Source organism: Streptomyces sp. NPDC089919, assembly GCF_040684615.1.
Taxonomy (GTDB): Bacteria; Actinomycetota; Actinomycetes; order Streptomycetales; family Streptomycetaceae; genus Streptomyces.
On record NZ_JBFBGK010000028.1, the window covers coordinates 1 to 11,303 of the forward strand.

Sequence of the window (11,303 nt, forward strand, 5' to 3'; positions counted from 1 at the left end):
CCCGATCCGGCGTCGGTGGGCCTCCAGGGCTGTTCGCTCGACGTATGCATCGGAGCGCCCCGGCGTACCCGGCCCGGATCTCGTCGAAGCCGGGGAAGCGCCCAGCCGGCCCGGGGCCGGTAGACGGCGCCCCGGCACAACGTGCCCAGCGCGACCACCCCGCAGAGCAACCGCAGCACGAGCTCCACCTCCACCAGACCGAGCCGCCCCGACGACCACCCGCCGCCAGGAAGACGCCGGCCAGCAGCAGGCCCTCGGCAGCGATCCGGTCCCGGCCCGTCGCCCCCTCCCTCTCAGTCTCGGCCGAGCGGGCTCGCCGGGGAGCATGCCCGCGTCTTGCCCGTCGACGAACCACCCACCAGCACCACAGCCCCGATACGGCCGCTCGCGGCCTGCTCCACCAGGGCAGCCAGTGCTTGGTCGTGTTCGCGCCGCACGTACCCGGGCAGCATCCGGCCTGCGGACTGTCCGGGCCCGGAGACGGTGGTGGCGAGGCTGGCCGGGTGGACCTCCAGGTCGTGCGGATCCCACTCACCGGAGCCGGCTGCGCCGGCGAGAGGGCCTGCGACACGGTCGTGCGCCCCAGCCCGGCACGTACCGCGAGAGCTGTCTGACTCAGCCGCATGTGGGTGGCGGTGCACGTCCGCCCAGGCCTTCCCCAGCGACCCCGACATGCGGTGTGCTTCGTCGACCACGACCAGGTCGAAGGGCTCCATCGCCAGGCCGTACGCCCCGCGGCAGGCTTCGGCGATGACGGGAGGGACGCGTACGTGCCGTACATCGTGACCGGGCCGCGGCCGTGCCACAGGCCCAGTTGCGGTGCCGACGTTGTGGCCCGCAGACCCAGCCGGTGCAGGTGCGCGCCGTCCTCGAGGGAGCAGACGGCGACCGCCGGCCCGTGATGGCCGGCGACCCGCCACTGGCGCGCGGTTTGGGTCAGCAGGTCCAGGGTCGGCAGCAGCACTAGGACCCGGCCGCCCCGTGCGATCCGGTGCGCGGCCGCGGCCGCCATGTGGGTCTTCCCGGTCCCGCAAGCCGCCACGACGGTGGCCCGCAGGCCCGCCCGAGGGAACTGCCGCCCGGGCCGAGGCTCCAGACCACGGACGATCGCCCGGCGGTGGTCGTGTTTGCCGTCCCCGGTGGTGGAGCGGGAAAGGGTCTCCGTTCAGCGCCCGACAGCTACTTGCACACGAGGCAGATCACACCAATGCCGATGAACAGCATCAGCGTGAACACGATGGATCTCACGTCGCTGCCGAGGCGGCCCGACGAGACGAAGCTCCAAGAAGTGGGGGAGAGCTGTCTTGTCTTACATGGGCGAGGTTGCTCCGGGTCGTGAGGGTGTCGGGGTGGTCTTCGCCCAGCACCCGCGTCTGGTCGGCTGGACTCGTACGGTCTGGTGGGGGGTGGTGGGTTGGTGGTCGATGAGGCTGAGCCGGTCGAGGGCGCGCAGGGTGCGGGTCGCGTCGGCGGGGGAGACGGCAGCTAGCTCCGGGCTGGCCTCGGCTGCAGCTCTGTGTGCGGCGAGGTGGTCCCGGACGGCTTGGCTGGTGAGGACGGTTTGGGGGATGCCGTTGGGGTCGAGGAGGGAGGCGAGGTGGAGCATGGGGCGGGCCAGGCCGATGGGTCGGAGGGTGTCGGCACGGTCGATGGACAGGGACCAGGCCGCGGCCAGACCCGTGGCTTGCTCGTCAGGCAGCGTGTCGGGGGCCAAGTGGTCGAGTGTGGTGGCGCGGTCGGCCAGCAGCACCCGGTACGAGGCCACACTCTCGCCCGCGTCAACGAGGTAGGCGACCGCCTGGGCCAGCGCCAAGGGCAGATGCCCGAGGTCGTGAGCAAGCGAAGCGAGCTGGTCAGCGGGCTCGACGCGGCCCTGGGCATCCAGCACGGCAGTGAGGTACGCGAAGGACTCCTCCGGGGTGAAGAGCCCGACGTCGATCCGACGCCGGCCCTCCCCGAACAGAGCCGCGTCCCGGCAACGGGTGGTGACCAGCACCCGCCCGCTCGAGCTCGCCGGCGGCCACAGGTGTCGGCGTACAAGTGAACGTTCACGTGTACGCCGACAGCCGGCGTCTTTCTGGCGGCGGGTTGGCGGGTGGGAGTGCTGGGCTTGGTGGAGGTGGAGCTTGTGTTGCGCTCGCTGAGTGGGGGTGGCCGCGTTGGTCACGTTGTATCGGGGCACTGTGTCCGGCCTGCGGCCGCCCCGCTCCAGTCCGGGCCTCCGGTGGCCCCGTCGGAGGGAGTCCGCCGGCACGCCGCCCGCGAAGCAGGGACCGACACCACCCCGTCCTGACGGGCTCGGGCCCGGTGCCGGATGGGCACCGGGCCCGGCCCGCTTCCTGGCACCTGCCGCTCGGGCCCGCGCTTCGGCCGGTCTCTGGCTCTGGCCCGCCCCGGTGTTGGCCTGGTCGGCGTTCGTTCAGGCCCCGGCCCCGGCCTCGGCCCGCCCCGCGGCCTCGGCCCGCCCCGCGGCCTCGGCCCGGTCCCGGCCTCGCCCCGCGGCCCCGGCCCGGTCCGCGGTGTGCCAGGCAGGCGAGGTTCGCGACGGTTGGGCCACCGACCTTTCAGCTGCTAGTGGACCTTGCCGCGTCTGCGATCGATGTGCCGGCGCGGTCGCCGGTGCCCGGCAGGTCCTTGGCGAGTCGGCCTGTGAGCGCGTTCACCGGGCATCGACCGGGTGAGGACGCCGAGTGTGAGCAGAGCGAGTGCCGGCAGCACGGCGACGATGATTCCCATCGGCAAGGCGTCGGTGGCGCCACCTGCGCCGGCCAGCGGAGCGAGTGCCCCGCCGATCATGAACTGGCTGAAGCCGAGTAGAGCGGCGGCCGAGCCGGCGTGTCCGCCGTGGTCGGCCAGGGCCTGGGCTGCGGCGTTCGGCATGACGAGGCCCACGCTGGAGACCAGGACGAACAGGCCGATCAGGAGCGCGGGCAGGGGTGCCCGTGTCAGCACGGCGCCCAGGACCGTGGTGCCACCGGCTGTCGCGCCCAGCAGACCGGCGAGCAGCAGCACGCGGGCGCCGGCCCGGGCCACCAGCCGGCCGCTGATCTGGGCGGCCGCGATGAGTCCGGCGGCGTTGACGGCGAACACGGCGCTGTACTGCTGCGGTGACAGGCCGTGGATGTCCTGCAGGACGAACGGCGAGCCGGAGATGTAGGCGAACATCGCCGCGAAGACCAGGCCGTTGGCCAGGACATACCCGGTGAAGACCCGGTCGCTGAGCAGCTGCCGGACGACGGCCGGCAGCGGTTGGCGTGACGTAGAGGACCGGGTCTCCGGCAGTCCTGCGGCGGAGGCCGCCAGCATCACGGCGCCGAGTACGGCCAGGGCCACGAAGATTCCAGGCCAGGCCGTGACGCGCAGTAGCTGGCCGCCGAGGATCGGCGCGAACACCGGTGCCAGGCCGGTGATCAAGGTCAGTGCGGAGAAGAGACGTGCGGTGCGGGTTCCGGAGGTTCGGTCGCGGACCATGGCGTTGGCGATGACGATGCCGAACGCCCCACCGATGCCCTGGACCAGGCGTAGGCCGACGAAGGTCCGGACGTCGGGCGCCACCGCGCAGAGCGCGCTGGCGATCGTGTAGAGGGCGAGGCCCGCCAGCAACGGACGCCGCCGGCCGTAGGTGTCGCTCAGCGGCCCGGCGATCAGCTGCCCGATGGCCAGCCCGGCCAGGCAGGCGGTGATGGTGAGCTGGGTGGCCGCGGTGCTGGCGCGCAGGTCGCCGGCGAGGTCCGGCAGTGCGGGCAGGTAGCCGTCGATGGACAGTGGTCCCAGGGCCACGAGCGCTGCGAGCAGGACGATGAATCGGGTCTGCCGGCCGGCGGCGTCGTCGCTCATGGCTCAGTACGCCACGGTGATGCGGCGGCGGATGGCGGTGCCGCTCTCGATCGTGTCGGCCAGGGCGATCGCGTAGTCGGCGTACGAGATGCGGCTGTTGCCGTCGTCGTCGGTGAGCAGGGTGTCCCCGGCGCTGCGGTAGGCCCCGGTCCGCTCGCCCGCTGCGATGACCGCGGCGGGCGACACGTACGTCCAATCGAGGTCGTGCACGCCGCGGTAGAGGTCGAGCGCTTCGGACTGGGCCTCGGCGTTGGCCTTCCACAGCGCGGGGAAGGCCGGGTCGTCCATGACCCGGGCGCCGGTCGGCGTGCGCAGGCTACCGGCACCGCCGATGGTGACCAGGCGGGTGACGCCGGCTCGGCGGAGTCCGTCGATCAGCGCACGGGCGGCACCGACGATCGTGGCGCGGTCGTTCTCCTGACCGATCCGGGGGCCGACGGCCGACAGTACGGCGTCGTGGGAGGCGGCGAGACCGGCGACCGCGGCGGCGTCCGTGACGTCACCGGTGGTCACGGTCAGGGCCTCGTGCCCCAGTCCGTCGATGTGGCCGGCTCGGGTGACCGCGGTGACGGTGTGGCCGCGACGCAGTAGTTCCTCGGTGGTGGGCCGGCCGATGTTGCCGCTGGCACCGAACAGGACGATCTTCATGTGGTGCTCCTTGTTTCTGATGGTCACAGGACGGGCTGGCCGTCGGCGACGATGGCCGCGGTGATGCCGCGCTCGTCGGCGGCGTGCTGGAAACGCTGCTCGATGTCGGGTTGTTCGGTGTAGAACGGCGGGTTGTGGAACAGGCCGTAGTGCATGGCGCAGACGGTGCCGGCGCCGAGTGCGACGGCGGCCTCGACGCCCTGCTCGGGGGTCATGGTCGCCGGGACGTTGGCCGCGTAGCCCTCGAAGTGGGCGATGACGCCGTTGACCGGGACGAACGCGACGTCGAACGGGCCGTGGTCGCGGGCGATCTGCCACCAGCTGCCGTGCCACTGGGTGTCGCCGCAGTGGATGACCCGCCGGCCGGCGCCTTCGACGACCCAGGCGACCTGGTCACAGTCGTTGCCGCGCCAGTCCAGCGAGGTCACCGGGGTGACGGTCAGCTCTCCGATGCGGCGTGAGCGGCCCAGGTCCTGGGCGACGGGGGTGATGCCCGCCTCGTGCAGCGCCGCCGCGCTCGGGGTGTGGCAGCCGATCGTGCCGGTGGCCGCGATCCGGGCGATCAGGTCGTGGTCGTAGTGGTCGGGGTGCAGGTGGGTGATGAGGGCGTGGGTGCCGGGCGGGGTGTCGACCGGGTCGACCGGCCGGTGCGGCGGCCCCATCACCGGCGCCAGCGGAGCGACGTTCTCGAGCGGGTCGATCAGCAGGCGGGTGTCGCCGAGACGGATCTCGACGCCGGCCCAGGCCAGCCGACGCACGGAAAGGGTGGAGGTCATGGGCAGCGACGCTAGACCGACGTTGTTGAGAAAGTCAACAAGAAAGTTTTGAATCTCAACAACGATGTAGGGTGGTGGCATGCGCACCTACGGGCAGTACTGCGGCATCGCGAAAGCACTGGACACCATCGGCGACCGATGGACCCTGCTGATCGTCCGTGAACTGCTCGCCCTGGGTCCTTGCCGGCACACCGACCTGCGCAACGGGCTGCCCGGGATCGCCAGCAACCTGCTGGTCGACCGGCTCCGCGAACTCGAGGAAGCCGGCCTGATCCACCGCGGGGCCGCCCCGCCGCCGGTGGCCACCACCCTGTTCTCCCTCACCGAGCGTGGCCGTGCGCTGGAGCCGGTGCTGCAGGAGCTGAGCCGGTGGGGCGTGCCGCTGTTGCGTGAGCCGGGCGGCAACGACACCTTCCGCACCCACTGGCTGGACTTGCCCGCCCGGGCACTGACCGACCACCGCCCCGACCAGCCGGCAATCGCCCTGCAACTGCACGCCGACGGCAACGAAGACCTGGTCATCGAAGTCAAGGACGGCTCCGTGCACACCCACGCCGGCCGGGTCGACCACCCCACCGCGTCACTGACCGGACCGCCGCACCTGCTGGCTGCGACTCTGCTCGGCGACCTCGATCTGAGCGCCGCAGTAGAGCAAGGCCTTCGGCTCAGCGGCGAACGCGAGGCAGTGCTGCGCATCCTGCCCCGCTGATCGACCGGCCGCTCGCGGGCCTGCGATCTCAAGCTCTACCGAGTCTGCGCCGGTCTCAAAACGGTCAGTTGTGAGAGTGCTGCGAGGCCCCCGGATCGAGTCCGGTTTGCCCGGGTCTCCGTTGCCTGGCTTTGTTCACGGGTAGCGGTTCCGGCTCAGTTTCCGTGGAGCGTGCACGCTGAGTGACGGTTGTCGAGCGGGCGAGCTCTGGGGAAGTTGCCCGGAATTGAGCCGTACCGGGTGTCGTATGGCTAACAGTTCGGCCCGTGGAAGAAGTGGTCCTCCGGCTGGAGGAGTTGCTGTTCCCGTCGATCGCCGATGTCGCGGTGCTGTCGGTCGACGTGAACGACGAGGCGGTGCGCATAGAGGCCCGAAGCACGGTTGCGGGGGCCGTCTGTCCCGACTGTGGGAGCTGGTCACGGCGGATTCACAGCTCCTACCTGCGCTTTCCCGCTGATGTGCCCAGCGGGGGCCGGCGGGTCGCGCTCTGTTTACGCGTCCGCAGGTTCATCTGCCCGGTCATCTCGTGCGGACGGCGGACCTTCGTGGAACAGCTGTCAGGGTTGACCCGTGGTTACGGGAGGCGGACCGAGCGGCTGCGGTCGACGTTGGCCTGCTCCCGGCCGGTCGGCTGGTTGCGCCGTCGGAGGAAGTCCGCCGGCACGCCGCCCGTGAAGCCGGTACCGACATCACCCCGCCCTGACCAACCCCGGCACCGCGCCGTCCCCGCACCGTCCTGGGGCGGGCGCGGGCCCGGTCCTGCTCTCGCGCCGGCTCTGCTTCGGGGATGGCACCGGCCCGGGCCCTGGGCCGGTACGGGTTCTGTACCGGCCCGGCGCGGCCCGAGCTGTGGCTGTGGCCCGTTCCCGAGTTGGCCCGGCCGGCCTCCGGTCCGGCCCCGGCTCTGCGCCGGTCTGGGTCCGGCTCGGGTGCTGGGTGGCCTGTGCCGATCTGGCGTGCGCGGGCAAGGCCCGGTGTGCGGCAGCGCCGGGGTTCTGGCGGTCCTTGCAACACTCGTGATCGCTGCTGCCGGTCCCGAGTCGAGCGCCCTGCTCGTTAGCCGGGGCGCTGATGATTACGTGCTCCGCTGGTCATGGGTGTTCTGACGAAGCTGCTCGGTGTGGTGGGTGAGGGTGTCGATGCGTTCGGCGAGGTGGGCGTCCTGGGGTCGTAGGTGTGCCCGGGTGGCGGCCAGGGGTTGCACCAGGCGGGCGGCGTCGTTGTCGGCGAGGGCCTGGTTCAGCTCGCCGACTGCGTGGTCGGCGCTGGCGGGGAGGCCGGTGAGGGCGGTGATCTGTCCGGCGAGGCTGCGCAGGTCGGCTGCGTTGTCGCGGGCCCAGGCGGTGACGGTGCGGTCTGCGGCGCGGGCGTCGCGGGTGGCTTGGACGCGTTCCTCGCCGGTGCTTCCGTCCGGGCCGGGGCGCAGGCGCAGGCGCAGGTAGCGGCGTTCGGCTGCCTGCCGGCTGGCGACGCCGAGGGGGCCGGCGAGGTCGGCCCAGCTGGCTCCTTGCCCGCGGGCGGTTTCGATCAGTCCGCTCTCCCAGCCGGCGAGCTGCTCGCGAACCACGCGCAGCATCAGCAGCGCGGCCAGCGCCGGGTGCGGGCCGGAGGCCGCGGCGGTCGGGGCTGCTGATGTGGGCTGCTGCGCCTGCTCCATTGACCGGTTGATCGCTTCCAGGGCCGCTGCGGCGGCGTGGAAGGACACGGGTGCGGGGGGTGTATCTGCTGGGGTCAAGGCACACTCCGTCGTCTTGTCATCCTCCAGATGACTCCTTGCTTGTCATCGTTTCGATGACATGTTCAACGGAGGCACGTTGAAGCGCATTGGCAGTTTCTGCCTGAACCAACTGGAGGTGTTTCGTGATGTTGATGCGCACCGACCCGTTCCGCGAGATGGACCGGATCGTCCAGCAGCTGTCGGGTACGTCGGGGACCTGGTCGAAGCCGTCGGTCATGCCGATGGACGCCTACCGTGACGGCGACGCGTACGTGATCGCCTTCGACCTGCCCGGGGTGAGCACCGAGGCGATCGACATCGATGTCGAGCGGAACATGCTGACCGTGAAGGCGGAGCGCCGCCCGGTCCTGAAGGCCGACTCGGTGAAGATGGAACTGGCCGAGCGGCCGCTGGGTGTCTTCTCCCGCCAGATCGTGCTGGCCGACACCCTCGACACCGAGCACATCGAGGCGGACTACGACGCGGGTGTCCTGACCCTGCGTATCCCGATCGCCGAGCGCGCCAAGCCGCGCAAGATCAGCATCCGCGCCGACGCCGGCCCCAAGCAGATCTCCGCCTGAGGTCTCCGCACCAGCGGCCAGCGGAGGGCGGGCACGAGCCGATCCCCCTCCGGCACCCGTCCTCCGCCCCGTTCTTTGACCTGCTTCACCCCTCTGTCCGGAGGTGATGTCGATGTCGATGCGCAGGGAGTCGTTCCTGGCCCATGTCCAGGATGGCTTTGTCGGCGAGAGGCGAGAGCAGATGTTGGTGGTGCCGGAGAGCACCCGGCCGGATCGGCGAAGCCCGCCTCATCACCCCGCTCCGCTCCATCGGCGGACACCGCCGCTACTCCCGCTATCAGCTGCGGATCGCCGCCCGGACGCGGGAGCTCGTCGACCAGGGCACCCCGATCGGGGCCGCCTGCCGGATCGTCATCCTCGAGGACCAGCTAGAAGAGGCTCAACGGCTCAACGGCTCAGCGCCGAATACCGCCGCGCCGCCGAAGAAGCGAGGCCACCGGCCGCCTCCTGAACCGGCCCGCTGCTGTCAGAGCCCGGTGCGGGGGCGCTGCCATGACGCGACAACTCTGGCCTGGTGGCGAGGGCCAGAAAGCCGGCCGCTCCTTCCGCCCACCGGTGCGGGTCAGAAATCTGACCCGCGCACCACTGCTCTGGCCTGCCGCCGGGCGGCCCACCCGCTCCTGCGGCGGTGGGTTCTCGTTCGGGTGACCTTCGGCTGTTGTACGTCCTCGCGGCTGCCCGGGCTGCCCGCCGACGGCTTCGGCGCCGCCGGCGGTCATGTCGGATCCCGGAAGGCTGTTGTCGACCTGGGTCGGTCTATCCAAAGGTGAAGGCGAAGGCTTGGAGACCTGGCGTGAGGCGGAGTTCGAGCTGGGCTTGGCGGGCTGTGGCGTCGTTGGTGAGTTGGTAGAGGGTGGGGGCTCCGTGGATCGGGAGGGTCGTGGTCTGTTTGCCGTCGATGAGGACGGTGACGGTGCCTTCGCCCGCGAGGACGAGGTTGGCGTTCTTGGCCCGGTAGGTGAAGGCGAGGCGGGCGTCGGGTCCGGCGGTGAACTGTTCGTAGGTGGTGGTCCAGGTGCCGGCGAGGGCAATCCGGTTCAGAGGGATACCGCCGGTGGGGAAGGCGTAGGTGGTGGCCTTGTCCTTGCTGAGTTCGGGGGTGCCGACGTACCCGTTGATGCGGCTGGTGCTGAGGTAGGTCTCGGGGGTGCGGTCGGCGGTGAGCTTGTCGTTGTCCTGGCCCGTGGAGGGAGGTAGCTGGACGGTGGGGTCGACTTGCTTCAGGAGGTCGCGGATGAGCGTCTCGGTCTGGGCGTAGCGGCCTTCACCGAAGGTGAAGTAGCGGACGGTGCCGTTGGCGTCGATGAGGTATTTGGCGGGCCAGAAGCGGTTGCGGTAGTTGTTCCAGGTGTCGAGGTTGTTGTCGAGGGCGACGGGGTAGGTGACGCCGAGCTTGCGGCTCTGGTCGGCGACGTTGCCGGGGTCTTTCTCGAAGGCGAATTCGGGTGAGTGGACGCCGATGACGGTCAGGCCCTTGTCGCGGTAGGCGCGGTCCCAGGCTTCGATGTGGGGCAGGCTGCGCTGGCAGTTGATGCAGGAGTAGGTCCAGAAGTCGATCAGAACCACTTTTCCGCGCAGGGCTGCGAGGTCCAGCGGTGCTCCGCCCGGGGTGTTGAGCCACTTGGTGATGCCTGCGAGGGGCGGGGCGGCCCCGCAGGAGCGGAGTTCGTTGATGCCGTCCTCGCAGCGGGCGAGGTCCTTGTTGGAGTCGTCGTAGAGGCCGGAGAGCGTCTGGCGGGCGGTGTCGTTGTCCTCGACCTGCTTCTGCGCGGCCGCCGTGTAGTTGGGCAGGGCCTTCTGCAGGGTGGTGGTGATGTCGAAGGCGAGGGCGAAGGCCAGCACGATCATCAGGAGGCCGGCGGTGATACGGAGCTTGCGGGCGCGGGTGCGGAAGGCGGCGATGCGTTCGGAGACGCGGCGGCCGGCGAGGGCGAAGGCGAGGAGGGGGATCGCGGTGCCGACGGCGAAGGAGAGGGTCAGTGCGATGATGTCGGCGTTGATCTCCCCGCGGGCCCCCGCGACGGTGATCGCGGCGAGGACCGGCCCGGCGCAGGGGACGTAGAGAAGTCCGAGTCCCAGTCCGAGGACGAAGGCGCTGCCTTCCTTGTTGACCTGGCGCTGGGGGATGCGCGCGAAGGGTTTCTCCAGCAGCCGCTCGACGGGCGGGAAGATCAGGCCGAGGCCGATGAGGACCAGGAGCGAGAGGCCGATGTAGCGCAGGATGTCCTGGGGCAGCCCGAGCGCTGAGATGATCGTGACCCCGAGCAGTGTGAAGAAGCTGAAGCTGAGGACCAACCCGGCGACGACGGCGTACGGGCGGCGGTTGCGGACACGGGGTGGGGCCGGGGCCGGGGCCTGGGGCAGGACCTCGACGGTCGCACCACCCTGGGACTGGGATCCGGCCTGCTTGTCCCACCCGGCGGCGGCGGTCGTACGGGGTGGGGGTGGTGGGTTGCCGGGGCCGCCGGCCAGGAAGACCACGGGAAGGACGGGCAGGATGCACGGCGAGACTGCGGTGATCAGCCCTCCGAGCAAGCCGATGAGGACGAGAGTGAGCATGTTGACCGCCTCTGCCGGTGGAACGCCGTCTGCGTCCTCTTGACAGGGGTTCGGATCACCGGCCGATCGGGATTGGCCTCTTGCCCCGGTAGCGGAGCGGGAGGGCCGCGGCCGCGGGATCCGTTGCCCCGGCGGGCACGGGTCGGAGCCGGCGTCCACCAATCCGGTCGCGAGCGCGCCACGAATCGACCGCAGGGGGTTATGTGAGGCGAGAGCGATGACTGACGAAGAGTTCGCAGAGCTCGTGGAGCGGGTACGTGCCGAGGCACGCAGGATCTCCTTCTCCGCTCCGCCCTCAGGCGACGACGCGGAGTACGCCTTCCATACCCAGCACGCGGAATTCGGGGCACCTGCCCACTGACGCGCCCATGCGTGAGGGGAGCGAGAGCGCGCGGCGACAGTGCTCCTCGCTGAGGGAAGAACCGCCGGTACAGGGCCGGTGACCGGGGGTGGCGGCTGCCGGATCTGATCCCGTG

Annotated in this window: 9 protein-coding genes and 2 pseudogenes; 4 read left to right on the forward strand and 7 right to left on the reverse strand. The window is 70.9% G+C overall.

From position 1 onward, the window contains the following. Nucleotides 1–635: 635 nt before the first annotated feature. From AB0O40_RS14505 to AB0O40_RS14525, 5 genes and pseudogenes are all read right to left on the reverse strand, one after another. Nucleotides 636–1,012 (reverse strand): annotated as a pseudogene (locus tag AB0O40_RS14505) (DEAD/DEAH box helicase); the annotation flags it as partial. Nucleotides 1,013–1,309: 297 nt separating this feature from the next. Further along, nucleotides 1,310–1,813 (reverse strand): hypothetical protein, encoded by a 504-nt coding sequence (locus tag AB0O40_RS14510; RefSeq protein ID WP_365040151.1) that lies wholly within the window; start codon nt 1,811–1,813, stop codon nt 1,310–1,312. 758 nt (nt 1,814–2,571) lie between these two features. Next, complete coding sequence (locus AB0O40_RS14515) at nt 2,572–3,837, reverse strand: multidrug effflux MFS transporter (RefSeq protein ID WP_365040153.1); 1,266 nt, start codon at nt 3,835–3,837, stop codon at nt 2,572–2,574. A gap of 3 nt (nt 3,838–3,840) precedes the next feature. Further along, a complete protein-coding gene (locus AB0O40_RS14520; protein WP_365040155.1) occupies nt 3,841–4,485 on the reverse strand; it encodes an NAD(P)H-binding protein in 645 nt (214 codons plus the stop codon). 23 nt (nt 4,486–4,508) lie between these two features. Then, nucleotides 4,509–5,261, reverse strand: a complete 753-nt coding sequence (locus tag AB0O40_RS14525) for an MBL fold metallo-hydrolase (RefSeq protein ID WP_365040158.1) — start codon at nt 5,259–5,261, stop codon at nt 4,509–4,511. A gap of 79 nt (nt 5,262–5,340) precedes the next feature. Between AB0O40_RS14525 and AB0O40_RS14530 the strand changes: the two genes are divergently transcribed. Together AB0O40_RS14530 and AB0O40_RS14535 are read left to right on the forward strand one after the other, a co-directional pair. Then, nucleotides 5,341–5,970, forward strand: a complete 630-nt coding sequence (locus tag AB0O40_RS14530) for a winged helix-turn-helix transcriptional regulator (RefSeq protein WP_365040161.1) — start codon at nt 5,341–5,343, stop codon at nt 5,968–5,970. 356 nt (nt 5,971–6,326) lie between these two features. Further along, nucleotides 6,327–7,076: a transposase family protein gene (locus AB0O40_RS14535; RefSeq protein ID WP_365040327.1), complete on the forward strand. Its 750-nt coding sequence runs from the start codon at nt 6,327–6,329 to the stop codon at nt 7,074–7,076. Here AB0O40_RS14535 and AB0O40_RS14540 read toward each other — a convergent pair. Next, nucleotides 7,046–7,627 carry an HSP18 transcriptional regulator gene (locus AB0O40_RS14540; RefSeq protein ID WP_365040164.1) on the reverse strand — a complete coding sequence of 194 codons (582 nt, stop codon included), beginning with the start codon at nt 7,625–7,627 and terminating at the stop codon, nt 7,046–7,048. The genes AB0O40_RS14535 and AB0O40_RS14540 overlap by 31 nt on opposite strands. A 206-nt stretch (nt 7,628–7,833) precedes the next feature. Between AB0O40_RS14540 and AB0O40_RS14545 the strand changes: the two genes are divergently transcribed. Both AB0O40_RS14545 and AB0O40_RS14550 read left to right on the forward strand, forming a co-directional pair. Next, nucleotides 7,834–8,268 (forward strand): Hsp20/alpha crystallin family protein, encoded by a 435-nt coding sequence (locus tag AB0O40_RS14545; protein WP_365040165.1) that lies wholly within the window; start codon nt 7,834–7,836, stop codon nt 8,266–8,268. A gap of 152 nt (nt 8,269–8,420) precedes the next feature. After that, nucleotides 8,421–8,719 (forward strand): annotated as a pseudogene (locus AB0O40_RS14550) (hypothetical protein). A 305-nt stretch (nt 8,720–9,024) separates the two neighbouring features. On the opposite strand, the gene AB0O40_RS14555 reads toward AB0O40_RS14550, so the two are convergent. Then, nucleotides 9,025–10,827 (reverse strand): cytochrome c biogenesis protein DipZ, encoded by a 1,803-nt coding sequence (locus tag AB0O40_RS14555; RefSeq protein WP_365040168.1) that lies wholly within the window; start codon nt 10,825–10,827, stop codon nt 9,025–9,027. Nucleotides 10,828–11,303 lie beyond the last annotated feature (476 nt).